This window comes from Bradyrhizobium sp. Pha-3 (genome assembly GCF_042258325.1).
Classification (GTDB): domain Bacteria; phylum Pseudomonadota; class Alphaproteobacteria; order Rhizobiales; family Xanthobacteraceae; genus Bradyrhizobium; species Bradyrhizobium elkanii.
The window spans coordinates 4,280,917-4,306,132 of sequence record NZ_CP170151.1; the positions used below are offsets into that span (position 1 = coordinate 4,280,917).

At 64.5% G+C, this 25,216-nt stretch carries 18 protein-coding genes; 6 read left to right on the forward strand and 12 right to left on the reverse strand.

The window, feature by feature from the left end:
• Nucleotides 1-12 precede the first annotated feature (12 nt).
• The 3 genes from ACE10X_RS19830 to ACE10X_RS19840 all read right to left on the reverse strand — a co-directional run bounded on the left by ACE10X_RS19830 (nucleotide 13) and on the right by ACE10X_RS19840 (nucleotide 3,658).
• The gene (locus tag ACE10X_RS19830; RefSeq protein WP_038383719.1) at nucleotides 13-2,217 is read right to left on the reverse strand and encodes an RNA degradosome polyphosphate kinase; all 2,205 of its coding nucleotides are present in this window, start codon (nucleotides 2,215-2,217) and stop codon (nucleotides 13-15) included.
• A gap of 132 nt (nucleotides 2,218-2,349) precedes the next feature.
• A complete protein-coding gene (locus tag ACE10X_RS19835; protein ID WP_038383720.1) occupies nucleotides 2,350-3,027 on the reverse strand; it encodes a DnaA ATPase domain-containing protein in 678 nt (225 codons plus the stop codon).
• Between the two features lie 88 nt (nucleotides 3,028-3,115).
• Complete coding sequence (locus ACE10X_RS19840; RefSeq protein WP_016847415.1) at nucleotides 3,116-3,658, reverse strand: CDP-alcohol phosphatidyltransferase family protein; 543 nt, start codon at nucleotides 3,656-3,658, stop codon at nucleotides 3,116-3,118.
• A 160-nt stretch (nucleotides 3,659-3,818) separates the two neighbouring features.
• Here ACE10X_RS19840 and purM point away from each other — a divergent pair, with 160 nt between their 5' ends.
• The gene (gene purM / locus ACE10X_RS19845) at nucleotides 3,819-4,904 is read left to right on the forward strand and encodes a phosphoribosylformylglycinamidine cyclo-ligase (protein WP_038383721.1); all 1,086 of its coding nucleotides are present in this window, start codon (nucleotides 3,819-3,821) and stop codon (nucleotides 4,902-4,904) included.
• Nucleotides 4,901-5,551: a phosphoribosylglycinamide formyltransferase gene (gene purN / locus ACE10X_RS19850; RefSeq protein ID WP_038383722.1), complete on the forward strand. Its 651-nt coding sequence runs from the start codon at nucleotides 4,901-4,903 to the stop codon at nucleotides 5,549-5,551. The genes purM and purN overlap by 4 nt, the downstream gene beginning before the upstream one ends.
• 77 nt (nucleotides 5,552-5,628) lie before the next feature.
• On the opposite strand, the gene ACE10X_RS19855 is transcribed toward purN, so the two are convergent.
• Both ACE10X_RS19855 and rnd read right to left on the reverse strand, forming a co-directional pair.
• The gene (locus tag ACE10X_RS19855) at nucleotides 5,629-5,832 is read right to left on the reverse strand and encodes a cold-shock protein (protein WP_016847412.1); all 204 of its coding nucleotides are present in this window, start codon (nucleotides 5,830-5,832) and stop codon (nucleotides 5,629-5,631) included.
• Between the two features lie 359 nt (nucleotides 5,833-6,191).
• Nucleotides 6,192-7,340 (reverse strand): ribonuclease D, encoded by a 1,149-nt coding sequence (gene rnd / locus ACE10X_RS19860; protein WP_018271312.1) that lies wholly within the window; start codon nucleotides 7,338-7,340, stop codon nucleotides 6,192-6,194.
• Between the two features lie 777 nt (nucleotides 7,341-8,117).
• Here rnd and ACE10X_RS19865 point away from each other — a divergent pair.
• Nucleotides 8,118-11,585, forward strand: coding sequence for an AAA family ATPase (locus ACE10X_RS19865; protein ID WP_038383723.1), 3,468 nt, complete (start codon nucleotides 8,118-8,120; stop codon nucleotides 11,583-11,585).
• A 153-nt stretch (nucleotides 11,586-11,738) separates the two neighbouring features.
• On the opposite strand, the gene ACE10X_RS19870 is transcribed toward ACE10X_RS19865, so the two are convergent.
• The 5 genes from ACE10X_RS19870 to ACE10X_RS19890 all read right to left on the reverse strand — a co-directional run bounded on the left by ACE10X_RS19870 (nucleotide 11,739) and on the right by ACE10X_RS19890 (nucleotide 15,931).
• Nucleotides 11,739-12,887 carry an acyltransferase gene (locus ACE10X_RS19870; protein ID WP_038383724.1) on the reverse strand — a complete coding sequence of 383 codons (1,149 nt, stop codon included), beginning with the start codon at nucleotides 12,885-12,887 and terminating at the stop codon, nucleotides 11,739-11,741.
• A gap of 70 nt (nucleotides 12,888-12,957) precedes the next feature.
• Nucleotides 12,958-14,181: a chromate efflux transporter gene (gene chrA, locus ACE10X_RS19875; RefSeq protein ID WP_038383725.1), complete on the reverse strand. Its 1,224-nt coding sequence runs from the start codon at nucleotides 14,179-14,181 to the stop codon at nucleotides 12,958-12,960.
• 343 nt (nucleotides 14,182-14,524) lie between these two features.
• Nucleotides 14,525-15,046, reverse strand: a complete 522-nt coding sequence (locus tag ACE10X_RS19880; RefSeq protein ID WP_038383726.1) for an OsmC family protein — start codon at nucleotides 15,044-15,046, stop codon at nucleotides 14,525-14,527.
• 161 nt (nucleotides 15,047-15,207) lie between these two features.
• Nucleotides 15,208-15,702 (reverse strand): ferritin-like domain-containing protein, encoded by a 495-nt coding sequence (locus ACE10X_RS19885; protein WP_375764466.1) that lies wholly within the window; start codon nucleotides 15,700-15,702, stop codon nucleotides 15,208-15,210.
• Nucleotides 15,703-15,727: 25 nt separating this feature from the next.
• Nucleotides 15,728-15,931: a hypothetical protein gene (locus ACE10X_RS19890; RefSeq protein WP_035634028.1), complete on the reverse strand. Its 204-nt coding sequence runs from the start codon at nucleotides 15,929-15,931 to the stop codon at nucleotides 15,728-15,730.
• A 343-nt stretch (nucleotides 15,932-16,274) separates the two neighbouring features.
• Here ACE10X_RS19890 and ACE10X_RS19895 point away from each other — a divergent pair, with 343 nt between their 5' ends.
• Complete coding sequence (locus ACE10X_RS19895) at nucleotides 16,275-16,961, forward strand: hypothetical protein (protein ID WP_375764467.1); 687 nt, start codon at nucleotides 16,275-16,277, stop codon at nucleotides 16,959-16,961.
• Between the two features lie 49 nt (nucleotides 16,962-17,010).
• Here ACE10X_RS19895 and ACE10X_RS19900 read toward each other — a convergent pair whose 3' ends face one another.
• Nucleotides 17,011-18,483 (reverse strand): YdiU family protein, encoded by a 1,473-nt coding sequence (locus ACE10X_RS19900; RefSeq protein ID WP_375764468.1) that lies wholly within the window; start codon nucleotides 18,481-18,483, stop codon nucleotides 17,011-17,013.
• A gap of 199 nt (nucleotides 18,484-18,682) precedes the next feature.
• Between ACE10X_RS19900 and aspS the strand changes: the two genes are divergently transcribed.
• Complete coding sequence (gene aspS, locus ACE10X_RS19905; RefSeq protein WP_375764469.1) at nucleotides 18,683-20,458, forward strand: aspartate--tRNA ligase; 1,776 nt, start codon at nucleotides 18,683-18,685, stop codon at nucleotides 20,456-20,458.
• 120 nt (nucleotides 20,459-20,578) lie between these two features.
• Here aspS and ACE10X_RS19910 read toward each other — a convergent pair whose 3' ends face one another.
• Nucleotides 20,579-22,564 (reverse strand): hypothetical protein, encoded by a 1,986-nt coding sequence (locus ACE10X_RS19910; RefSeq protein WP_375764470.1) that lies wholly within the window; start codon nucleotides 22,562-22,564, stop codon nucleotides 20,579-20,581.
• A gap of 233 nt (nucleotides 22,565-22,797) precedes the next feature.
• Here ACE10X_RS19910 and ACE10X_RS19915 point away from each other — a divergent pair, with 233 nt between their 5' ends.
• Nucleotides 22,798-25,107: an NADP-dependent malic enzyme gene (locus ACE10X_RS19915; protein ID WP_038383734.1), complete on the forward strand. Its 2,310-nt coding sequence runs from the start codon at nucleotides 22,798-22,800 to the stop codon at nucleotides 25,105-25,107.
• The last annotated feature ends 109 nt before the right edge of the window (nucleotides 25,108-25,216 follow it).

Sequence of the window (25,216 nt, forward strand, 5' to 3'; positions counted from 1 at the left end):
CGTAAGGCCCCCTTAAGACGATGGCTGCTGTCGCTCGTTGCGACGCGTGAGACGGCGCGGTGAAGATTCCTTGAGAGACTTACCACGGCCGGACAGACTCGGATTTGTCATGAAGTAGTCATGCAGATTGAAGGGCTCTTCGCCTTTCGCGGACTTCATACGCGTTGACGACCCATCCGGCAACAATTGCCAGCTCTGCTCGGTGTCCTTCAGATTCGCGACCATGATCTGTTCGAGAACCTGCTGATGCACCGTGGGATTTTGTAGCGGACAGAGAACCTCGACGCGGCGGTCGAGGTTCCGCGGCATCATGTCAGCGGACGAGATATACACAGCAGCTTTTGTGCTCGGCAGGCCCTGGCCCATGCCGAAGCAATAGATTCGGCCGTGTTCCAGGAACCGGCCGATCACCGATTTGACGCGGATGTTCTCGGACAGTCCCGGCAGCCCCGGCCGCAGGCAGCAGATGCCGCGCACCACGAGCTCGACCGAGACGCCGGCCTGCGAGGCCTCGTACAGAGCGTCGATGATGTCGGGATCGACCAGCGCGTTCATCTTCATCCAGACCGCGCCGGGCCGGCCGTGCTTGACGTGGGCGATCTCGCCGTGGATGTGCTCGATGATCCGCTTGCGCAGCGTCAGCGGCGACACCGCCATCTTCTCGATGTCGCTCGGCTCGGCATACCCGGTGATGTAGTTGAAGACCCTCGCGACGTCGCGGCCGATGATCGGATCCGAGGTGAAGTAGGAGAGGTCGGTGTAGATGCGCGCGGTGACCGGGTGATAGTTGCCGGTGCCGGTGTGCACATAGGTCGTGAGATTGCCGCCCTCGCGGCGCACCACCATCGACAGCTTGGCATGCGTCTTCAATTCGATGAAGCCGTAGACCACCTGCACGCCGGCGCGTTCGAGGTCGCGCGCCCAGCGGATGTTGGCTTCCTCGTCGAAGCGCGCCTTCAGCTCGATCAGCGCGGTCACCGATTTGCCGGCTTCGGCGGCTTCCGCCAGCGCGCGCACGATCGGCGAATTGTTCGAGGTGCGATAGAGCGTCTGCTTGATCGCGACCACGTCGGGATCGCGCGCCGCCTGCTGCAGGAACTGCACCACGACGTCGAAGGATTCGTAGGGGTGATGGACCACGAGGTCCTTCTGGCGGATGGCGGCGAAGATATCGCCGCCATGATCGCGCACCCGCTCGGGATGACGCGGCACATAGGGCGGGAATTCGAGATCGGGGCGATTGAGGCGGGTGAGCTGCGACAGCTCGTTCATCGCCAGCACGCCGTCGACCAGGATCACTTCGTCGTCGGCGGCCGACAAGGCGTGCTGCACGAAGATGCGCAGCTCCTCGGGCATCGTGGCCTCGATCTCGAGCCGGATCACCGACCCGCGGCGGCGGCGCTTGAGCGCGGTCTCGAACAGGCGAACGAGGTCTTCGGCCTCTTCCTCGATTTCGAGTTCGGAGTCCCTGATGATGCGGAATGCGCCCTGGCCCTTGACGGTGTAGCCGGGGAACAGGCGGCCGATGAACAGGCCGGTAGCCTGCTCCAGCGTGATCAGCCGCGCCGGCGCGCCGTCCTTGGTGGAGGGGATGCGGATGAAGCGGTCGATCTTGCCGGGCATGCGGATCAGCGCGTTCATCGCCTTGCCGTCGGCGATCCGCGACAATTGCAGCGCCACCGTGAAGCCGAGATTCGGGATGAACGGGAAGGGATGCGCCGGGTCGATCGCCAGCGGCGTCAGCAGCGGGAAGATGTTGTGGAGGAAGTGATCCTCGATCCAGCTGCGCTCGGACTTGGTGACGTCGCGGCCGTCGACCAGCTGGATGCCGACCTTGGCCAGGATGTCCCGCAGGTCGCTCCAGATCGCCTGCTGGTCGGAGGCCAGTTGCGAGACGGTCTTGTTGATCATCACGAGCTGCTCGGCCGGCAGCAGGCCGTCCGGGCTGCGCTCGGCAATGCCCTCGCGGACCTGCGCCTTGATGCCGGCGACACGGACCATGAAGAACTCGTCGAGGTTATTCGCCGAAATCGACAGGAAGCGGACCCGCTCCAGCACGGGATGGCCGAGATTGACCGATTCCTCGAGCACCCGCCGGTTGAAGTGCAGCCAGGAGAGCTCCCGGTTGATGAAGCGCTCGGGGCTGGTCGCGATTGCGGGGATGGCGGGAAATTCCGCCTCTTTTTCTTTGATTTCAGTAGCTTGTACCGAGTCCATCAAGTGTTGGTCCAATTCAGGGCAGGGGCCGGGGCGGTCTAGCCGAGAGCCGCAGAAACCATGTGATATTGCGATGACGTTTCGATGACATTGATGTTCCGCTCGCCTGCGCCGTCAAGCCGCGGGGACCGGTCAGGCATCGCGCAACAGCTCCGCCGCCAGCGCCCGTGTGACGGGACGGCCGAGCCGGAGTGCCTCGGTATCGAGCAGCTCGACAGCCTGCCGGACGGCAACGTAGGAGCGCTCGATCCGGTTGCTCAGATAGCTGACGAGCGGTTCGTCCACGCTCATCTGGCGGTCGGCGCAGAACTTGACGATCAGGCCGCGGAACAGCTGGTCGTCCGGCGGCAGCAGCGTCACGGTCGGCACCGCGCGGAGCCGCGACCGCAGGTCACGCAATTCGATCTCGAACGCCGAGGGCGGAACGCGCGCCGTGATCAGCACGTAGGCATCGTCCTGGCGCGCCAGATTCATCAGATGAAACATCGCGCGCTCGTCGAAATCCGCCGGCCTCAGGTCTTCGACGACGAGTGCACCGGTCGCAAGCGCGGTCGGCACCGTGTCGGCGGTCAGCGCATGCGCCGCGGTCGAGCGCGCGCCGGCGCTCTCGGCCCAGATCGCGGCGAGGTGGCTTTTGCCGGAGCCGTCAGGCCCGACCAGCAGCATGATTCGGTTCGGCCAGTCGGGCCAACCGTCGATCAGCGCCAGCGCAGCCTCATTGGCAGGGCCCTCGAGGAAATCGTCGCGGGTCAGCTTCTCCTCGTGCGGCAGGGCCAAGGCCAATTGACGAGGTTGAACGCTACTGGCCACACAAGTCTCCAAACCACCTTATTCTAGCTATGCGCAAGCGTGTCGCGCTTGTCGCGGAAAAACCGGCTTCGACTTTTCCGGATCCCGCCTACCGAGCTTCGATCGTGCTCATGTGGCGCACCCACTCCACGAGATAGAGGGACACCGAACCCAAAGTAAAGATCGTGACCAGGCCCATCAGGATCCAGTCGTAAGGATGCGGCTCGAAGCCGAAGCCGAGCGAGGCCAGCACCAGCGCCGCGAACGCGACCTGCGCCACCGTGTTCAGCTTCGACACCATCAGCGGCTTCATCTCGACCGGCTTGTCGAACAACCATGACACAATCACGGCGGAGACGATCATGATGTCGCGCGACACCACGAGAATCACGATCCAGCGCGGCACCGCGCCCCAGATTCCGAGCGCGACATAGATCGACACCAGGAGCGCCTTGTCGGCGAGCGGATCGAGCAGGGCGCCGAGTTCGCTCGTCATGTTGAAGCGCTTGGCGAGGAAACCGTCGACCGCGTCCGAGACGCCGGCGATCACGAAGATCGCGAACGCAATCTCCATCTGGCTGGACACGATGGCCCAGACGATCACCGGCACCAGGATGATGCGGCCGAGGGTGATGATGTTCGGAATGCTCAACTTGGATCGCTTCCCGGCTAGAAGCCTGATTTTACTCGATATCCGGCTCTTTTGCGCAGCCGCCTTGTGTTATCTACATAGTATCGCGGCAGCAGCGCCGCGAGCCATTGCGCGGGGGCCGAATTCCTCGTAACCAGCCCCTGATCATCTGGAATTGGGCATGACCGAGCGCAAAAACGGGCTCACTTACGCGGATTCGGGTGTCGATATCGACGCCGGCAATCGACTGGTCGATCTGATCAAGCCGATGGTGCGGGCCACCGCGCGGCCTGGCGCGGACGCCGAGATCGGCGGTTTCGGCGGGCTGTTCGACCTCAAGGCCGCCGGCTTCAAGGACCCGGTCCTGGTGGCCGCGACCGATGGCGTCGGCACCAAGCTGAAGATCGCGATCGAGACCGGCATTCATGGCGGCATCGGCATCGATCTGGTCGCGATGTCGGTCAACGACCTCGTCGTGCAGGGCGCGGAACCGCTGTTCTTCCTCGACTATTTCGCCTGCGGCAAGCTGCACCCGGAGGCCACCGCGCAAATCGTCGCCGGCATCGCCGAAGGCTGCCGGGAATCCGGCTGTGCGCTGATCGGCGGCGAAACCGCCGAGATGCCCGGCCTCTACAAGGATGGCGACTACGACCTCGGCGGCTTCGCCGTCGGCGCGGCCGAGCGCGGCACGCTGCTGCCGACCGCGGATATCGCGGCGGGCGATGCCGTGATCGGGCTGGCTTCCTCCGGCGTGCACTCCAACGGCTATTCGCTGGTGCGCAAGATCGTCGAGCAGTCCGGCGTTGCCTATGACGCGCCGGCGCCGTTCGCGCCGGTCATGACGCTCGGCGCGGCGCTGCTGACGCCGACCAGGCTCTATGTGAAATCCTGCCTGCGCGCGATCCGCGACACCGGCGCGGTGAAGGGCCTCGCCCACATCACCGGCGGCGGCTTCACCGACAACATTCCGCGCGTGCTGCCGAAGCATCTTGGCGTCGGCATCGATCTGGCGCGGCTGCCGGTGCTGCCGGTGTTCAAATGGCTGGCCGAGCAGGGCGGCATCGCCGATCTCGAGCTGCTGCGCACCTTCAACTGCGGCATAGGCATGATCGCGATCGTCAGGGCCGATGCAGTCGACGCCGTGACCGAGGCGTTTACCGCCGGCGGCGAGACCGTGACGCTGCTTGGCGAGGTGATCGAGGCCAAGGGAGCGCATGAGGGCGAGCATCGCGTGGTCTATAACGGTCATCTCGATCTCTCGCGATGAAGCGCCGCGTCGCCATCCTGATCTCCGGCCGCGGCTCCAACATGGCCGCGCTGATCGAGGCTGCGAAGGCTCAGGATTTCCCGGCCGAGATCGTGGCTGTGATTTCGAACCGCGCCGATGCTGCCGGGCTCGAAAAGGCGGCCGCGAGCGGCATTGCGACCATCGTCATCGAGAGCAAGCCGTTCGGCAAGGACCGCGCCGGCTTCGAGGCCGTGCTGCAGCGCGCGCTCGACGACAGGCAGGTCGAGTTGATCTGCCTCGGCGGCTTCATGAGGCTGTTCACCGCCGAGTTCGTGCGGCACTGGTACGGGCGGATGCTCAACATCCATCCCTCGCTGCTGCCCTGTTTTCCCGGCCTCGATCCGCACGGCCAGGCGTTGCGCGCAGGGGTCAAGCTGTCCGGAGCGACGGTGCATTTCGTGATCCCGGAGACCGACGCCGGACCGATCGTGATGCAGGGCGCGGTCACGGTTGCTGACGACGACACGGCCGAGACGCTCGCCGCGCGCGTGATCACCATCGAGCATCGCATCTATCCGGAGGCGCTGCGGCTTCTGGCAAGCGGCCGGCTCAGGCTCGAAGGCGACCTCTGCAAGACGCTTGGAAGCGCGCCAACGGACAGCACGCTGATCGCGCCGGCGCCTTAGCGCGCGGTAGCACGAGAGGTCCCCCGGGGTGATGCAGCCGGGGGAGGCATCTGGATGAATTCCGCTGGCAGCGGCGTTCAGTGAACCTTGAGGTTCTCGGCCGACGCCTTGCCGCGGTTCTCCACCAGCTCGTACTCGACGGACTGGTTCTCGTTCAATGTGCTGAGGCCCGCGCGCTCGACCGCGGAGATGTGGACGAACACATCCTTGTCGCCGACGGCTGGCTTGATGAACCCGTAACCTTTGGTCGGGTTGAACCATTTGACGGTACCCTTCGGCATCGTCTCTCTCCCAGTTTAGACATAAAAAAGACGCGGCCACGTTTTCCACGTGCCACGCCGCAAGCGGACTTTGCGCTGTCTGTTCACTTCCCGGGTCGTCAGATCCAAAGTCTTCAAGTCCGAAGTTTCGCCTCTCGAAGCCTGTACATCGAAGCCTTGGATATCAACGTCGCGAAACGCACAGTCGAACGGCCGCAATCCGATTGTGAAGCGATTGCAACACGAAAATTGCGCCTTAGCAAGCGCGGTGGTTTTGCGTAACGCAACCTCAGCCTGTGCCGGTCGAACTCCGGCGCAACGCGTTCGGCCACTGGCCGACTGCCGGTGGAACCTGCCGCGCACCGGGCGAGCGGCGTGCGCTAGCCCCGGTCCACCCGCACCACGCGGCCCTTGTCGATCGCGAGCGCGAGCTGGCCGTGCTTGAGCTTGAGCGCGGCCTCGCCGAACAGTTCGCGCCGCCAGCCGTGCAGGGCGCCGACCTCGGCCTGATCGCTGGCCGCGATCTGCTCGAGATCGTCGACGGTGGCGATCACCTTGCTGGCGACGCCGTGCCGCTCCGAGGTCATGCGCAGCAGCACCTTCAGCAGCTCGACGGTCGCCGCACCGTTGGAATTGTTTCTCGGCTTTTCCAGCTTGGGCAGCGTGGCCTGGTCGCGGGCGAGGCCGCGCTGCACGGCAGCAATGATGTCGGCGCCCCATTTGGAGCGCTCGAATCCTTTCGGCAGCGAGCGCAGATTGCCGAGCTTCTCCAGCGAGGTCGGCGCGTGGGTGGCGATATCGCCGACCGCATCGTCCTTGAGCACGCGCGAGCGCGGCACGTCGCGGCTCTGCGCCTCCTGCTCGCGCCAGGCCGCGACTTCGATCAGCACCGCGAGCTCGCGTGGCTTGCGCACGCGGGTCTTGAGCCGCTCCCAGGCACGTTCGGGATGGAAGTCGTAGGTCTTCGGCGAGGTCAGGACCTCCATCTCCTCGCTGACCCAGTCGCTGCGGTCGCGCTTCTTCAGATCGGCGTCGAGCGCCGCGAACACTTCGCGCAGATGGGTCACGTCGGAGACGGCGTAATGCAGCTGCTCGTCGCTCAGCGGCCGGCGCGACCAGTCGGTGAAGCGATGGGTCTTGTCGGGGCGGTGGCCAGTGACGCGGTCGACGAGCTGGTCATAGGCGATGCTGTCGCCATAGCCGAGCACCATTGCGGCGACCTGGGTGTCGAAGATCGGATGCGGGATCGTGCCGGACAGGTGCCAGACGATTTCGATGTCCTGCCGCGCGGCGTGGAATACCTTGAGCACGGCCTCGTTCGACATCAGGTCGAAGAACGGCTTGAGGTCGATGCCGGGTGCCAGCGCGTCGACCACGACGGCTTCTTCCGCGCTCGCCATCTGCACGACGCAGAGCAGCGGATAGTAGGTCGTCTCCCGCAGGAACTCGGTGTCGACAGTGATGACCTTGTGTTTGGCGAGCCGGTCGCAGGCGGCGGCGAGGTCGGAGGTCGTGCTAATCAAATCCATGAAGTGTCCATAACGGCTTAACCACACGCGTTCTGCCGAAAGGGCAGCTATGTCAAGGGTCTTGCAGGGATTTTGGCCCTGCGCGGGGTGAGGGACGGGCCATTTTTGAATTGATTGGGCGTGATTCGAGGGTGTTTTCGGCCCGGTCGTGCCGGGAATTCGGTGGTCGTCCCGGCGGAGGCCAGGACCCATAATCTTCGAAATTTGCTGGCCGGGGGATCGCGGCCCCGGCCTCGCGCGGCAATCGGCACTTGGGATAATGGGTCCTGGCTTTCGCCAGGACGACGATGAGGGTGGTTCTCGCGCGATACGGCGCATCGTCATTGCGTACTTCATCTCGGTGTCATCGCCCGGTCCCGCCTTCGCCAAGGCTTCGATGACGCTATGCATCCTTGGCGCGCCGAAGCTTCAGCGGAGGCGGCGATCCGGGCGATGACGGTGCGGATGCCACACACGATCGTCGTCCTGGCGAAAGCCAGGACCCAGAACCACCGCATTTGATCATGAACGGGATCGTGGCCCCAGCGTCGCGCAACAACTCTCATTTGGGGTAATGGGTCCTGGCTTTCGCCAGGACGACATTGAGTGTGTGGCGCGGTCTGTGAGTCACACATCCACACCCTCGCGGCGCTGACGCGTCCGAGTCATCGCGCGCAAAATCGAATGGTGCCGCGCGTTTTGCACTTTGTGAACGCGTCGAGTCTGGGGTAAACAACCCCTTTGGCATCGTCGAACGAGGCCCATTGTCGCCAATGGCCCGCAGTCGGACGGATCACAATGCCGGAGAAACAGCCAGGCGCCGATATGGAGGCTGCTCTCAAGCACTGGCTCGAAACCGTTGATCTCGGCCAGTACAGCGACCTCTTTGTGCTGCATCGCATCGGTTTGGACATCCTGCCCGACCTGACCGAGCAGGATCTGGTCGAACTTGGACTTCCGCTGGGAGATCGCAAGCGCTTGCAGCGCGCGGTTGCTTCCCTGACCGGTTCGGCAAAAGGTCCCGCCGGCGGCAGGAGCGTCGCAGAAGGCGCAGCGGTGAGCGCCGAGCGGCGCCAGCTTACCGTGATGTTCTGCGACATGGTCGGTTCGACCTCGCTGTCCGAACAGTTCGATCCCGAAGACGTCCGCGACATGATCGCGAGCTTCAGGGAAAAGTGCGTCAGCGTGGTCAAGCGGTACGAAGGCTTCGCGGCCCGCTACCTCGGGGACGGCATTCTGGTCTATTTTGGCTATCCGAATGCGCATGAGGATGACGCCGAGCGGTCGGTGCGTGCGGCGCTCGAAATTGTACGGAGCCTGTCGTTCGCGAGAGCGAGCGACGCCCGCGACGTTACAAGTCATGGGCCCAGTGTGCGCATCGGGATTGCGACCGGCCTTGTTGTCGTCGGAGACCTGGTTGGACAGGACACCGAGGAGCACGATTCCGCAGTCGGCGAGACGCCAAATCTGGCTGCCCGTCTGCAGGCCTTGGCGCCTCCGGACGGCGTCGTCATTGCGTCTTCGACGCAATCCCTGCTGAGAGGAAAATTCGACTACCAGGACTTAGGATTTCACGCGCTGAAGGGGATATCCGCGAAGGCCCAGGCCTGGCTCGTGGTTCGGCCCTGCCGCGCCGAGACGCGATTTGCCGCGGCCATGGGCTCCAGATTGACGCCGCTGGTCAACCGCACCGAAGAGGTGGCGTTGCTGCTCACGCGTTGGCAGCAAGCGAAAGCCCATGAGGGGCAGGTCGTGCTGCTGACGGGCGAGCCGGGAATCGGAAAGTCCAGGATCGTTCAGGAATTGCGGGAGCGGATCGCAGGTGATCAGCACGGACAAGTTTCGTTCCAGTGCTCTCCCTATTACAGCAGCACCGCTTTTCACCCCTTCATCGAGCATCTCAAATTCGCGCTCGGCCTTGACGGCGAGAACGCGTCTGCGCTTTGGCTGACAAAGCTTGAAGCCGGTGTCGCCGCCTCGAACGGCGAGATGGACACAGTGGTACCGATCCTTGCGACGTTGCTTTCAATTCCGACCGGGGACCGCTACGCGGCCCTGGATCTCTCACCGCAACAGCTGAAGGATGCGACGATCGCCACGCTCGTCAACCATCTGCTCGCGCAAGCGCGCGGGCAGACGCTCCTGATCGATTTTGAGGACGCACATTGGATCGATCCCACCTCGCGGGCCGTGCTCGATCTGCTGGTGGAGAACGTTCGCACCACGTCGATCCTTGTCGTGATCACCTGTCGTCCGGAGTTTCAGCCCGGCTGGAAGGATCACGCGCACACCATCAGTGCGAACCTCAAGCGTCTCGGCCGACAGGTCCGCACGATATTGGTCGAACGTGTGGCTGGAGAAAAGGAGCTTCCCAGAGAGGTGATTGAGGACATCATTGTCAAGACCGATGGCGTGCCGCTCTTCCTTGAGGAGCTGACCAAGGCCGTTCTCGAATCCGACGTCTTGACTGAGCAACATGGACGTTACGTCTTGTCCGGTCCGTGGCATCAGCTCGCTATTCCCGCGACATTGAACGATTCCCTGATGGCCCGCCTTGACCGGATGGGATCGTTCAAGAAAATCGCGCAGATCGGCGCCACCATCGGCCGCGAGTTCTCTTATGAGATCCTTCGCGAGGTTGCCGAGGCGCCGGCGGACCAGATCGAAGCCGCCCTGAACCATCTGGAGGCAGCCGGATTGATCGTCCGCTTCGGCTTTCTGCCGGAGGCGCTGTACTCGTTCAAGCACGTGATGATCCAGAATGCGGCGCATGAAAGCTTGCTGCACAGGGAAAGAAGGACGCTGCACGCCAAGATCGCACGCGTGCTGGCCGAAAAATATCCGGAAAAGATCGAGCGCGAACCGGAGCTTCTCGCCTACCACCTGACTGAGTCTGGCCAAAGCGAGCCGGCCACGGGTTTCTGGCTCAAGGCCGGAAAGCAGGCCGCAATGAAGGGTGCGACTCTGGAGGCGATCGGTCATTTGCGTCGTGGGCTCGGGGTTCTGCAAGCCTCACCCGGCATGCGGGGCCGAAACGAGTCCGAGCTTGAGCTTCGCATCGCCCTGGGCACCGCCCTGATCGCGGCAAAGGGATACGCCGTTCAGGAAGTCGAGGAGAACTATGTTCGCGCGCTCGAACTCGGCCGGCATCTTGACAACATGGCGAAGGTCTTTGCGGCGACGCGCGGACTTTGGGTGTGCCACTTTATCCGCGGCGATCTCGCACGGGCGCATGAGCTGAGCGCGGAGCTCCTGCAGTTCGCAAGGCGCGAGGCCTCGAACCGAGGATCGTCCGCGACGCAACAGACGGGATATCTGATCGAGGCGCATCGGGCGATCGCGATGACCATGCTGTACCGCGGGCGGTTTGTCGCCGCCGAACATCACCTTCATCGCTTCAGGAATCTGTACAGCCCTGATCTACACGGCGCCCTGACGGCAACGCATGGCATCCATCCTGGCATCGTCTCGCTCTCGTATCTCGGGTACGTGTCGTGGTTTCTGGGCCGTCCTGACGTGGCGCGCCGATATAGCCAGCAGGCTATTTCGGAAGCGGAAGACCTTCGCCACCCCTTCACGCTGTCGTTTGCGCTGACATTCGGCGCCTACGTTTGTCAGCATCTCCGCGATGTCGAAGGGACCCACGACTACACCAACAAGGCACTGGCCCTCTCATCGGAACACGGCTTCCTGCACTGGAAGCATCAGACGACCATCCTGCGAGGATGGGCGATGACCGAGCTCGGGAATGTCGATGAGGGATTGAACCAGATGCGAATGGCTATCGACGGCTATGAGGGCATGAGCGCCCGGCTCGCCAGTTGCTGGTTCAGGAGCCTGCTCGCGAAGGCTTATGCAAGCGCCGGCTTGCCGGATGCCGCCTTGCGCGAACTCGACAGCGCATTGGCGATCGGGAGAAGAACGGGAGAGCATTTTTACGAAGCCGAGATCTATCGTCTGCAAGGTGAGATGACGCTCAATTGCGCGAAATCATCGTCCGTCGAATCCGCCGAGCGAATGTTCCTCGCCTCGATCGAGGTGGCGCGCAGGCAAAGCGCGCGGTCCTTTGAATTGCGGTCAGCTGTTAGCCTGGCGCGCCTGTGGCGACATTCCGGCAAACACGCGCGAGCGGCCGAGCTGTTGCTACCCGTCGTTCGAACGTTCACGGAAGGTCTGCATACGCCTGACGTCAAGGAAGCGCTCGAGCTGGCGAATGAACTGGCAATGGAAATGCCCGGAGATCATGAATGGAGCGGGCGGGTCTGAGGATATCGAGGCGCCCCCGGGCGCCATCCACCCGCTTGCGCCTGACCGTCGTCACCACGCATCGCAGATGAATGACGGTGTTCGCTTCGGCCCAAGGTTCGCGACGGCGGCAACGTTGGGTGGATGCTGTTCCGGCGATGTGCGCCGGACTGATCAGCGGTTGGCGATGCTGCCGGCCTCGATGGACGGGGCAACGTCGTCCCGATCGATCCGCGCTTCGCCTGCACCGATGCGTGACGGCCATCCGTGCCGCGAGGCCAGCATCGTCAGCCTGTCCCTGACGAGATAATGCGCCGGGCCTTCGAGGAAGCGCCAGACGAACCATGCCAGCACCACCATGGCCGTCACGACCAGCGCGGTCGACAGCGCGTCCGGCGTTGGCGTCATCAGGAGCAGGATGACGTAGCCGAGCTGCAGATGCAGCAGATAGAGCGGGTAGGTGATGCCTCCCACGGCCCTGACGAGGCTTTCCGGCAGCGGCACCGACTTGATGCGGGTGGCGGCGAACACGATGCCGAGCGAGACGATGCAGATCGCCGTCACGACCATGGGATCGAAGCTGCCATGGGTGTGGACGCCGAGCCGCTCCAGCTTGTGCACGGCCTGGAATGTCGCCGTGCCCGTCGCCAGCGTCAGCAGGCTGTATAGCCTGGTGTCGCGCCGTCCCCGGTAATGCTCATAGATCAGGAGGCCGACGGCGAAGAAGCCGCTGTCGTCGGCCACGAACAGTTTCTCGAACAGGGGAACGTCGATGGTGAGCTCGTTGGCGAAGGTGATCGCGATCCACGCCACGATGATCGTGTCGATCCGCCGCGGAAAGATGCCCCAGGCCAGGAACAGCGCGATCCAGGCGTAGAACACGACCTCGATCACCAGCGACCAATAGGCGTCGTCCATGTAGGGCTGACCGAGCATCGGGGCTGCGATGAACAGGTTTGCCAACCATTGCCCCCACGTCACGTGGAAGTACGCGTGGCCCAGCAGCAGCGTCGCGAGGAAGGTCAGCGTCATGCAGATGACGAAGGTCGGATAGATGCGGCTGAAGCGGGCGATCGCGAAGCCGATCGGCGTGCGGCCTTCGGCGGAATAGGCAATGACGAAGCCAGAGATCGCGAAGAACACGGGGACGCCGAGGAAGCCGTATTGCGCGACCGGGGCGAGGTACGGCATCGCCACCTTTTGCACGCCGTTCGATGCCACGCCCCAGAAGCCGTAGTGATACAGGATCACGGCCCCGACCGCGGCAAGCCGCAGCAGGTCCAGCACGGGAACCCGGGTCGGTTGTTTAGAAACGCTCGGCATATATCCGCTATCGTGGCGGCGAGGCATGAAGGCGTTCTTAATCCGCGCGGCGAAACCACTGCGCGATCGTTCACGATTGCAGGAGCCCCGTGGCAATGCCGGCGGCCGCGCTGAGCACCACCACCACGAGCGGCGGTGCGCGCCACGCCGTGAGCAGGACGAAGCCGGCCAGCGCGATGCCGAAATCGAGCGGACGGTGGACGCTGCTGGTCCACACCGGATTGTAAAGCGCGGCCCCCAGGATGCCGACGACGGCGGCATTGACCCCGCGCATCATCGCCTGCGCCGCCGGCCGTTTGCGAAAGCCATCCCAGAACGGCAGCGCCCCGAGCAGGACGAGAATTCCCGGCAGGAAGATGCCGACGAGGCCGACGATCGCGCCCGGCACGCCGCCGATCACGGCGCCGAGATAGGCGGCAAAGGTGAATAGCGGGCCCGGCACCGCCTGCGCGGCGCCGTAGCCGGTCAGGAACGCATCGTCGCCGATCCAACCCGGCGTCACCACGGCTTCGCGCAGCAGCGGCAGTACGACGTGGCCGCCGCCGAACACCAGCGCGCCCGAGCGGTAGAAGGCCTCGAACAGGCCGAGGCCGGGCCATGTCCGCGACAGCAGCGGCAGTCCGGCCAACAGCGCGACGAACAGGATCAGCGCTGCGACGCCGACGCGGCGCGATACCGGCATCGCGATATGGGTGACCCCGTTGGCCTGTTGGGCCCGGCAGAACCAGAGCCCGGCGACGGCGCCGAGCACGATGGCGCCGATCTGCGCGATCGACGACGAACTGGCGAGGATGACGAGTGCTGCGACCGTCGCGATCGAGGCGCGTTCGCGATCGGGGCAGAGCGAGCGCGCCATGCCCCAGACGGCCTGGGCGACGATCGCCACCGCAACCAGCTTGAGGCCGTGCACCAGGCCGGTACCCGCAGGGCCGCTCAATCCGCTGGCGCCGAAGGCAAACAGCATCAGCGCGATCGCCGAGGGCAGCGTGAATCCGGTCCAGGCCGCCAGCGCCCCCAGGTACCCGGCGCGCATCAGGCCGAGCGAAAAGCCGACCTGGCTGCTTGCGGGGCCCGGCAGGAATTGGCAGAGCGCGACCAGATCCGCATAGGCCTGCTCGTCAAGCCAGCGGCGGCGGGTGACGAACTCGTCGCGAAAATAGCCGATATGGGCGATCGGGCCGCCGAAGCAGCTGACGCCGAGCTTGAAGAAGATGAGCAGCACCTCCAGCGGCGAGTGCGTCGAGCTCGCGGTGGCGGGCGCTGTGCCTGGCTGCGGGACGTCGGTGTCGTTCAAGCGTCGTCAATTCCCTGGCTGGCGTCCCAGGTCAGGACTCGTCAGCGCGAGCATATCGCCATTCGATGACGTTTGAGCGCGCTATTTCGCGCGGCTCTGTGCGCGGCTCACTCGTAACGGATGTTCTTCGACGGCCGGCGCGCGGCAGGCATCGCCAGCACGACGAGACAGAGCGCGATCATCGCCAATCCCATAAATTCGAATGCAAATGCGTCCACGGGCCATTCTCCCCATCAGAAACAGTTAGACTTGTTGGGGGAGCGTTGACGCGCTGTTAAGCCTTATGGTTACCGCTGCCGGCCTCGACGCATGGTGGAGAGTGAGTTAACGCTCACATGGCGCGTTAGGCGGCCACGCTCAACGGTCCGGTGCGCAGCTTCAGATCCACCGGCGTCGGGTTCCGCAGGATGTCCAGCACGGGGCAGTGACGGTCGACGGTTTCCTTCAGCCGGGCGATATCGGCCGCGGAGGCCGGACTGTCGATGGCGACCTCGGCCTCGATCTGCTGGAAACCAGCTCGCACGTCTGGATCGACGCCGAAGAAGCCGCGCAGATCGATCGCGCCCGACAGCTTGACGGACACGCCGTTGAGGGGAATGCCGAGCGCGTCGGCATAGAGCCGATAGGTGATCTCCTGGCATGAGCCGAGCGCGGCGAGGATGTACTCGACCGGGTTCGGTGCGGTGTCCCGGCCGCCCAGCGCCGGCGGCTCGTCGACGCTGACGTTGAATTGCCGCACGGCAACGCGGCTACTGACGCCGTCGCCGAGTTGCGAATGCGCCTGGAATACGGCCTGCGCCTGCGCCGGGTCGGCGCCAAGCGCCTGCTGGGTGTCTGCGAAAACCTGCTTGAACCTGAAGCTCATCGTTCGTCTTCCCCATGGCATCGATGATGCGAGGCTGATCGAACGACTCACGCAGGGCAATAGTCGCGGGATAAAAACGACGGCAGCTCCGCGAAGCGCGAAATTTTCAGCAGCATTTTTCCCGCGCGCGTAGATGCGTAGGATGAGTAGAGCCTACGGCGTTACGCGGTCAACGCGTCCTGATTGATCTCGCCCTTGGCGAGCGCCGTCAGCAGCGTGTCGACGTGCCGCTCTTCGTCGAGACTGTCATGCAGCAGCCGCTGGTCGTCCCGCAGATTGAGCTGGCCGGCGAGGGCGGCCGCGCTGCCATAGGCCGCGATCTCGTAATGCGCGAGCTTCTGCGCCGACGCGACGAGGCCGGCATCGCGCAGATTGTCGTCGGGCAGCAGCGAGACCATCTTGGCGGTCTCGTGGATCAGCGCCTGCATGGCCTGGTCGGTGTGCTCCAGCGGATCGGCGCCGTGCATCCGCAGCAGCGATTTCAACCGCTCGCCCTGCACGATGGTCTCGCGGTGATGACGGCTGAACGCATCCTTGAGGGACGGATGCGAAGCGATCTCCGCCATCCGCGCCAGCGCCACGGCGAGTTGCTCCTCGACGCTTGCGAGTTCCTGAAGCTCGGCGACATACATGTCCTTGAAGCTGGTGATCCTCATCGTGAAACCCTTCTTGTTTCGGTGTTCAGGCGGTGTGGCCGCCGGAACCGGAATCGATCGGCGTCTTCTTGGCACGTTGTGGCGTCATCTTCGCCGGGTCCGGTTGCCCGGGCACGCCGCGCGGCCCGAGTTGCTGTCGCTGCAGATCGTCCTCGGAGAAGGGCGGCTCGACGCCGTTCGGGTTGCTGCGCTCGATCGCGGTTTTCAGGTCGTCATCGCGCTGGTTCATGCTGGCACTCCATCATCTCGGCGGCACGGAACCTGGATCGGACGAGGCCGCACGCTCCGCGCTGCCCGGCCAACGATGCGCGCGCGAAATCGTTGCAAACAAATCAGGGGCGCGGCGCCACGCCACCGGCCGGGATGCGCAGGATGGGGGGAGCCGACGGGAGCTGTGCGAGCGGCGATCGACTACTCGGGCGCGGACCTGGGCGTCTATTTGGGCGTGGACCTGGCCTTCTCTTGCTCGCCGTTTGGTTGTAGTCTGGCATCATAGTTGAGCGATACGGGTCGATGTCCATTGCTGGAGCGTCGATGCCCGATTGAAACGCAAGTCTATTTTGGGATGGCAGATGAATTCCTCGACGGTTCGAATTGTGGCCACGCCGAGAACGGCTCAGTGGATCAAGGGTTCGTATGACGCCTATTTTCGCGCCGTGACCAAGAAGGAAATCCCTGTCCTGTCCTGTCCGGACGAACTGAAGCCCAATCGGGCAGATGATACCAACGATCGTCTTTGGGTGATCACCGTGGCGGATCCCTCGCACGGTCATATCATCGATTGGCACACGATGACCGCATTGCGCGCGCGCGATCGACGCATTGGAATCTGCCTTGTGGTTGCCTGGATCGCCGCGTTCTATGCTGCGCTGTTCCTGGTCTTCGAACGCGGAGTATGGATCACAATCCTTGCGTTTTGCGTTTGGTTTGGCCTGACCGCGCTGTTTGCGCGGCTTGCGGCAGCGCCGGCGCGGCGAACATTCGCATCGCTTACGAGAGTTGAATTTCCGATTGAACTGACCCAAGCGATCAAGCAAACCGCGCGACGCAAGCAGGTGTTCTCCATGGTTGGGAAGATCGTGGGAGGCGTCGGTGGGCTGGCTGCGGGTGGCGCCGTGCGTGCCATCATCGATAGCGATGGCGCTGCAAAAGTTGCAGAGGAGCTATCGAAAGCGCTGCTCGAATCTGGCGGCGAGGTGATGACCGAGACCCTGGCTCATCGTCCGATGCCCTCAACATCGGAGATGGTGGCCGGATAATTCGGCGGGCCCCCGGCATTTGCTGGTGCTTTTTCGTGCGTGAGTGGCCTCACGTCCCGCAGAACGTCTGCGTCACGCGCTGCTCGGGGAGCGGCGGATCGGCGTAGGCCGCGTATTGCGGCTGGTCCTCATAGGGTTTTGCCAGCACCGTCAGCAGTTCCTCGAACGGCGCGTAGTCATCCGAGTTCACCGCAGCCGCAATCACCGCCTCGATCCGGTGGTTGCGCGGGATGAAGGCCGGATTGACGGCACCCATCGCGGCCTTGCGATCGGCCGGCGTTTGCGGCTCCAGCGTGAGGCGGTCGCGCCAGCGGGCGGCCCATTCGTCAAACGCTGCGGGATCGGTGAACTGCGCGCGGACGTCGGCGGCGTCATCGCTTGCGGCCTCGCCGAGATGGCGGAAGGTCAGCGTGAAGTCGGCCGCGTTCTTGGCCATCGCGTCCAGCAGGTCCTGGATCAGCGCCTCGTCACCGTCGCGTGTGGTGAACAGGCCGACCTTGGCGCGCAGCCCGGCATTATAGGCCGCGGTGAACTTTTCGGGGAATTCGCCGAGGATCACTTGCGCCTGTTCGATCGCCTTCTCCTGCTCGTCCGCCAACAGCGGCAGCAGGCATTCGGCGAGCCGGGTCAGATTCCACAACGCGATGCGCGGCTGGTTGGCGTAGGCGTAGCGGCCCATCTCGTCGATCGAGGAGAACACCTGCGCCGGGTTGTAGGCATCAAGGAAGGCGCAGGGGCCGTAGTCGATGGTCTCGCCCGAGATCGAGGTGTTGTCGGTGTTCATCACGCCGTGGATGAAGCCGACCAGGAGCCAGCGCGCGACCAGCGCGGCCTGCCGCGCCACGACGCCGGCGAGCAGGGCGTGATACGGCTGGGCGGCGTCCTTCAGCTCGGGATAGTGCCTGGCGATAACATGGTCGGCGAGCGCGCGCACGCCGTCGGTGTCGCCGCGGGCGGCGAAGAACTGGAAGGTGCCGACGCGGATGTGGCTCGCGGCGACGCGGGTCAGCACCGCGCCGGGCAGCGCGGTCTCGCGCATCACGGGCTCGCCGGTGACGACGGCGGCGAGCGAGCGGGTGGTCGGGATGCCCAAAGCGAACATCGCCTCGCTGACGATATATTCGCGCAGCACCGGACCGAGCGCGGCGCGGCCGTCGCCGCGGCGGGAGAAGGGGGTCGGGCCGGATCCCTTGAGCTGGATGTCGCGGCGGACGCCGTTTTTGTCGATGACCTCACCGAGCAGGATGGCGCGGCCGTCGCCGAGCTGGGGAACAAAGTGCCCGAACTGGTGGCCGGCATAGGCCATGGCGATCGGGTCGGCGCCGTCAGGCAGCCGCTTTCCGGCAAGGATTTCGGCGCCCTCCGGCGTCGAGAGCAGGTCCGGGTCCAGCCCGAGCTGGACTGCGAGCGCCCGGTTCAGCTTGATCAGCCGGGGGGCTGCGACCGGGGTCGGCGCGACGCGGGCGAAAAAGTTCGCCGGGAGCGCCGAATAGGTGTTCTGGAACGGGAAATGAATGGTCATATCCCGAAGATAGGCCTGCGGGCCGAATAGGCAAACGGTTGGCGGCCCCTGGCGCCGGATCGCGGCAAAATCTGCAGTTTCGGGCCAAAAGCGGGCGTTCCCTTGGTTGCCGCCCCGAGCGGGCTCGGGTAAACCCAGCGCCTTCGGATAGGAAGTTTCCTATCGCGATTCTCCTCCGACATCAGTTTTTGGACAGACTATGCATCGCTACCGGTCACACACATGCGGCGCGCTCCGAGAGGGCGATATCGACCAGACGGTCCGGCTTTCGGGTTGGGTTCACCGGGTCCGCGACCATGGCGGCGTGCTGTTCGTCGATCTGCGCGACCATTACGGTATCACCCAATGCGTGGCCGATCCGGACTCGCCGGCGTTCGCCGAGGTCGAGAAGTTCCGCTCCGAATGGGTGGTGCGGATCGACGGCAAGGTGCGCCGCCGCCCCGCCGGCACCGACAATCCGGAGCTGCCGACCGGCATGGTCGAGATCTACATCAAGGAGATCGAGGTGCTCGGCCCGGCGGCCGAGCTGCCGCTGCCGGTGTTCGGCGAGCAGGAATATCCCGAAGATATCAGGCTCAAATACCGCTTCCTCGACCTGCGTCGCGAGAAGCTGCACCAGAACATCATGACCCGCGGCGCGGTGGTCGATTCCATGCGCAAGCGGATGAAGGAGCAGGGCTTCTTCGAATTCCAGACCCCGATCCTGACGGCGTCCTCGCCGGAAGGCGCGCGCGACTTCCTGGTGCCGTCGCGCATTCATCCCGGCAAGTTCTACGCGCTGCCGCAGGCGCCGCAGCAGTACAAGCAGCTGCTGATGATGTCGGGTTTCGACCGCTACTTCCAGATCGCGCCGTGCTTCCGCGACGAGGACCCGCGCGCCGACCGCCTGCCGGGCGAGTTCTATCAGCTCGACGTCGAGATGAGTTTTGTGACCCAGGACGACGTGTTCGCGGCGATGGAGCCTGTCATCATCGGCGTGTTCGAAGACTTTGCCAAGGGCAGGCCGGTCACCAAGAACTGGCCGCGGATTCCGTTTGCGGAAGCCGTGCGCAAATACGGCTCCGACAAGCCCGATCTGCGCAACAAGATCGTGATACAGGAAGTCTCCGAGCACTTCCGTGGCTCCGGCTTCAAGGTGTTCGCGCGGATGCTGGAAGACCCGAAGAACCAGGTCTGGGCGATCCCGGGCACCGGCGGCGGCAGCCGCGCGTTCTGCGACCGCATGAACTCCTGGGCGCAGGGCGAAGGCCAGCCCGGCCTCGGCTACATCATGTGGCGCGAGGGCGGCGAGGGCGCAGGTCCCTTGGCGAACAACATCGGCCCGGAGCGGACGGCTGCGATCCGCGACCAACTCGGCCTCAAGGAAGGCGATGCGGCGTTCTTCGTCGCCGGCGATCCCGAGAAGTTCTGGAAGTTCGCAGGCCTCGCGCGCACCAAGCTCGGCGAGGAATTGAACCTGATCGACAAGGACCGGTTCGAGCTCGCCTGGATCGTCGACTTCCCGATGTACGAGTATGACGAGGAGAACAAGAAGGTCGACTTCTCGCACAACCCGTTCTCGATGCCGCAGGGCGGCCTCGACGCGCTGACGTCGCAGGACCCGCTGACCATCAAGGCGTTCCAGTACGACATCGCCTGCAACGGCTACGAGATCGCCTCCGGCGGCATCCGCAACCACAAGCCGGAAGCGATGGTGAAGGCGTTCGAGATCGCAGGCTATGGCGAGCAGGAGGTCATCGACCGTTTCGGCGGCATGTACCGTGCGTTCCAGTACGGCGCCCCGCCGCATGGCGGCATGGCGGCCGGCCTCGACCGCATCGTGATGCTGCTCTGCGGCACCAACAATCTGCGTGAGATCTCGCTGTTCCCGATGAACCAGCAGGCCATGGACCTGCTGATGGGCGCGCCGTCGGAAGCAACGCCGAAGCAGCTCAAGGAGCTGCACATCCGCACCAACCTGCCCGCGAAGGGCTAGGCGGAAGAGTGAACCCGTAGCCCGGATGGAGCGAAAGCGAAATCCGGGGCGGTCCTTCCTGCGGCGACGCTGTTCCCGGATTGCGCTGCGCTTCATCCGGGCTACGGGATGAGCACAGCCTCACAACCCCGTCGAGGCCTCGATCCGGAACTGCGCCAGCGCCGATTGCGGATCGGTCTTGAGCAGCTGCATCAATTGAAGCGCCGGCGCCTTCGCGCGCGGGGTCAGCTTGATGACCAGCGTTTGCCCCGGCGTCTCGATGAACTGGCTGATCGCGATGAGGAGGCCGGTGGCGTCGGGATTACCCCCGCCGATCTCGTCGCCCTGCGCCTTGATGGCGTCGAGGATGACCTTGCGCGCCTCGTCGCGGCTGACGTTCCGGGTGCGCGCAAATTGAGCGACCGCGAGATCGATGACGCCGAGGTCATGGACAGTGAGCTCGATCGTGCCCGTCTCGATCTGCGCGGCCGCGCCCATCGCTTCCGCGGCGCTGGTCGAGAATGCCTCGCGCGGCACGTTGCCAAGCGAGAGCTTCGCCGACGCATTGAGCAGGCCCGCCATATCGAGCTTGACCGGCTCCAGCGCGAACGCGCGTGACGCCTCGGTCCAGGCAGCGCCGAGATCGGCGTCGACGGCCATCCGGTCGATCCCGGCTGCGACGAGCGGCTGCTGCCGCGGATCGGCCGCATCCAGCGGCGCCGCCAGCTTCGCGGTCAGCCGCAGCTTGCTCGGGATCGATCCGACGAACTGACCCCAGTCGAGGCTGAGGACGTCGATGTTGACCGGCTTGCCGGTTGCTTTGTAGGGCGACGCGACACCCTTGACCTCGACGCCCTCGATCAGCGGGAACAGCGCCAGCGCCTGTTCAGCGGACGGCTTCTGCGCGGTGAACTGCGCCGAGAGCCGCATGAAGCTGGCGACGTCGAGCGACTTCAGCGCGAAGCGTCCGACCTTGATGGGACCGTTCGGCGCACGGGTATCGAGCCCCTCGACCGCAAGCTCGCCGATCTTGCCGTGTTCGAAGTTGAACCGCATCGAGGCGAGCTTGAGCGGGCCCTGCGGCGTCTCAACCGAGAGCCCACGCATCTCCGCATTTGCAATTCCGACGCCCGAATAGAGGCTGGCGACCTTGTCCAGCAGTTCGCGTGCCTGGGCGGCAGACGGCGGCGGACTCCCTTGCGGCGGGATCATTGCCAGCAGCGCCGGCAGTTGCATCTTGGACGGGTTGATCCTGACGTCGTCGATGGTCATGCCATCGATCCGCATGTTCACGCCACGCGTGGAGGTGATAACGTAGGGACCGGCCGATACATGTCCCTGAACCTGGTACTCCCGGTCGTCGTCGGCCTTGGCCGGATCGAATATCGCCGCCATCGCGCCGACGTCGACATCGGTCGCGACAATATTGGCGATGTCGCCAGTCATCTTGATTGGCGTACCTGCCGCCTGCGAGTTGATCGTGAGTAAAACTCGGTCAATCCTGCTGGACGCGATCTTTCCGTCCTTGATGTTCTCGATGGCTAGGCCCGAAGAGGTGCCGCCTAAGTCGTCGCCGCTCTTTGCAGCTGCGCTGGAAGTGATCGTCGCGGTCAGCTTGGGCGCGGCCACCGATGAGGCGTTGATGTTGGCGAGTTGTCCGAACGCGAACCGGTACAGTTCGGACAGCGATGACGAAGCTGGAAGGTGGGGCAGGGCGGCGGGTCCGGAGTAGCCCTTCACCGAGATCTGCGGCGCCTTATAGGTCACGGAGGCGATCGCTGGGCTGGGACTTGTCACGCCGATCTCGACATCGTTGAACTCGACATGATCGGCGGAGACCCGGGCCGCGTCCGGCTGACCGAGGCCGGTCATCGTGAGACTGGCAACCTTGACGCTGACCGGGGATTGCGTCCCCGACTCGGTGGCGACGTCCGCGATCGTCAGGGTGCGGCTCTTGGTGTCGAACGTGATCTTGCCGTGGCTCGCCTTGGCGCCGGTGGCGCGGACCTGCTCGAAGGCGGCCTCGACGTCGCGGGTGACCCGGCGCTGGGCATAGAAGTCGAAACCGAAGTAGCCGCCGGCCGCGAGGACTGCGACGGCGATCAGGCCGAGCAGAATTTTCTTCATTCGGTCAACTCCGGATCATCAAGGGAAAAAAATTGCCAATCCCCGGCGGAATGGCGCGGGGAGGGGCAGGCGTCGATGAACGGCCGGCCCGGGCCTGTTGACGGGGACATTATCCGATGTTGCATCCAAGCGGCTGGACATGCTTCACATCCGGCTCGATTTGCCGGACAAATGACTTTCGCCTGGATTAGCACAGAAACAAGAAATTTGGGCCGGAAACGCGGGGAGCACGCATGTCGTCATCGTCTGAAGAACTCCACAACGCGGCGCTCGCCTACCATCGGCTGCCGCGGCCGGGCAAGCTCGAGATCCAGGCGATCAAGCCGCTTGCCAACCAGCGTGACCTGGCGCTGGCCTATTCGCCGGGCGTGGCCGCCGCCTGCACCGAGATCGCCAAGAACCCAGCCGAGGCGGCCTCGCTCACCGCCCGCGCCAATCTGGTGGCTGTGGTCTCGAACGGGACCGCGGTGCTCGGTCTCGGCAATATCGGTCCGCTGGCCTCCAAGCCCGTCATGGAAGGCAAGGCGGTGCTGTTCAAGAAATTCGCCGGCATCGACGTGTTCGACATCGAGATCAAGGCCGACACGATCGAGCGCGTGGTCGAGACCGTCGCCGCACTGGAGCCGACCTTCGGTGGCATCAACCTCGAGGACATCCGCGGACCTGAGTGCTTCGAGATCGAGGCGCAGCTCAAGGAGCGCATGAAGATACCGGTCTTCCATGACGACCAGCACGGCACCGCCATCATCGTTGCCGCCGCGATCGTCAACGGGCTGTTGTTGAACGGCAAGCAATTGCGCGACGTGAAGATCGTCTGTTCGGGCGCGGGCGCGGCTGCGATCGCAACCCTCAATCTGCTGGTCTCGATGGGGGCGCAGCGCAAGAACATCTGGGTCTGCGATATCGACGGTGTGGTCTATGAGGGTCGCAACACGACGATGGATCGCTGGAAGGCGGTCTATACCCAGAAGACCGACGCACGCGTGCTCGCCGACGTCATTCCGGGCGCGGACATCTTCATCGGCCTGTCGGCGCCGGGCGTGCTGAAGCCCGAAATGGTCAAGCAGATGGGCGACAAGCCGCTGGTGATGGCGCTTGCCAATCCAGTGCCGGAGATCATGCCGGATGAGGCGCGTCTGGCACGTCCCGACGCGATGATCTGCACCGGACGGTCGGACTTCCCGAACCAGGTCAACAACGTGCTCTGCTTCCCCTTCATCTTCCGCGGCGCGCTCGATGTCGGCGCCACCGCGATCAACGAGGCGATGAAGCACGCCGCGGTGGACGCGATCGCGCAGCTCGCGCGCGATCCGCCGTCGGATGCGGTGGCCCATGGTTTCGAGAGCGGCGAGACCCAGGGGTTCGGCCCGGGCTCGCTGATCCCGAGCCCGTTCGATCCGCGCCTGATCCTGCGCATCGCGCCGGCGGTGGCCAAGGCCGCGATCGAGTCCGGCGTCGCGACCCGGCCGATCACCAATTTCGACGAATACGCTGCCAATCTCGAACGCTTCGCCTTCCGCTCCGGCCTGACCATGAAGCCGGTGTTCGCCAAGGCCAAGACCCAGCCGGTGCGCGTGATCTACGCCGAAGGCGAGGACGAGCGCGTGCTGCGCGCGACGCAGGTGGTGCTCGAGGAAAAGCTGGCGCGGCCGATCCTGGTCGGCCGGCCATCGGTGGTCGAGACCAGGATCAAGCGCTTCGGCCTGTCGATCAAGGCCGGCCGCGATTTCGACCTGATCAATCCCGAGGACGATCCGCGCTACCGTTCCTATGTGCAGTCCTATATCGACGTCGCCGGCCGGCGCGGCGTGACGCCGGAGGCCGCGCGGACCGTGGTCCGGACCAACAATACGGTGATCGCGGCGCTTGCGGTCTCGCGCGGCGAGGCCGACGCCATGCTGTGCGGTGTCGAGGGCCGCTACATGAGCCATCTGCGCCATGTCCGCGAGATCATCGGCTTCCTGCCGGGTGTCAGCGACTATGCCGCGCTGGCGCTGATGATCACCTCCACCGGCGCCCATTTCCTCGCCGATACCCAGGTGCGGCCGAACCCGAGCGCGGAGGAACTCGCTGAAGTGGCGTCGCTCGCGGCGATCCACGTCCAGCGCTTCGCCTTCAAGCCGAGGGTCGCCTTCGTGTCACATTCCGACTTCGGCAGCTATGACACGGATTCCTCGCGCAAGATGCGGCGGGCAACCCAGCTCCTGAAGGACAAGCATCCGGAGATCGAGGCCGACGGCGAGATGCAGGGCGACACCGCGCTGTCGGCGGCGGCGCGACGCCTGGTGCTGCCGCAGTCGCGGCTGGAAGGCGAGGCCAACATCCTGATCATGCCGAACCTCGATGCCGCCAACATCGCCTACCAGATGATCAAATCGCTCGCCAACGCGTTGCCGGTGGGGCCGATCCTGATCGGTCCGGCGCGCCCGGCGCACATCCTCACCCCCGGCGTGACGGCGCGCGGCATCCTCAACATGACGGCGGTTGCCGCTGTCGAAGCCCAGGAGCGCGCCGGCCGCGCGCAGCCGACGCTGTTCGGCTGACGGCCGTTGTTTGAACACGTTATGTTCGGAAAACCGCAGCGCGGTTTTCCGCATCGTGTTTGAACCGGGATGGATTCGATTTGATCGAGGCAGGCGGAGCGACCATAAT

Excerpts from the sequence above, each read along its gene's own strand:
- ACE10X_RS19885 (WP_375764466.1), bottom strand. The coding sequence starts at position 15,702 with ATGAGGATCACCAGCTTCAAGGACATGTATGTCGCCGAGCTTCAGGAA.
- aspS (WP_375764469.1), top strand. The coding sequence starts at position 18,683 with ATGCATCGCTACCGGTCACACACATGCGGCGCGCTCCGAGAGGGCGAT.
- ACE10X_RS19880 (WP_038383726.1), bottom strand. The coding sequence starts at position 15,046 with ATGAGCTTCAGGTTCAAGCAGGTTTTCGCAGACACCCAGCAGGCGCTT.
- purN (WP_038383722.1), top strand. The coding sequence starts at position 4,901 with ATGAAGCGCCGCGTCGCCATCCTGATCTCCGGCCGCGGCTCCAACATG.
- purM (WP_038383721.1), top strand. The coding sequence starts at position 3,819 with ATGACCGAGCGCAAAAACGGGCTCACTTACGCGGATTCGGGTGTCGAT.
- ACE10X_RS19910 (WP_375764470.1), bottom strand. The coding sequence starts at position 22,564 with ATGAAGAAAATTCTGCTCGGCCTGATCGCCGTCGCAGTCCTCGCGGCC.
- ACE10X_RS19830 (WP_038383719.1), bottom strand. The coding sequence starts at position 2,217 with ATGGACTCGGTACAAGCTACTGAAATCAAAGAAAAAGAGGCGGAATTT.
- ACE10X_RS19870 (WP_038383724.1), bottom strand. The coding sequence starts at position 12,887 with ATGCCGAGCGTTTCTAAACAACCGACCCGGGTTCCCGTGCTGGACCTG.
- ACE10X_RS19895 (WP_375764467.1), top strand. The coding sequence starts at position 16,275 with ATGAATTCCTCGACGGTTCGAATTGTGGCCACGCCGAGAACGGCTCAG.
- ACE10X_RS19915 (WP_038383734.1), top strand. The coding sequence starts at position 22,798 with ATGTCGTCATCGTCTGAAGAACTCCACAACGCGGCGCTCGCCTACCAT.
- ACE10X_RS19855 (WP_016847412.1), bottom strand. The coding sequence starts at position 5,832 with ATGCCGAAGGGTACCGTCAAATGGTTCAACCCGACCAAAGGTTACGGG.
- ACE10X_RS19900 (WP_375764468.1), bottom strand. The coding sequence starts at position 18,483 with ATGACCATTCATTTCCCGTTCCAGAACACCTATTCGGCGCTCCCGGCG.
- ACE10X_RS19865 (WP_038383723.1), top strand. The coding sequence starts at position 8,118 with ATGCCGGAGAAACAGCCAGGCGCCGATATGGAGGCTGCTCTCAAGCAC.
- rnd (WP_018271312.1), bottom strand. The coding sequence starts at position 7,340 with ATGGATTTGATTAGCACGACCTCCGACCTCGCCGCCGCCTGCGACCGG.
- ACE10X_RS19890 (WP_035634028.1), bottom strand. The coding sequence starts at position 15,931 with ATGAACCAGCGCGATGACGACCTGAAAACCGCGATCGAGCGCAGCAAC.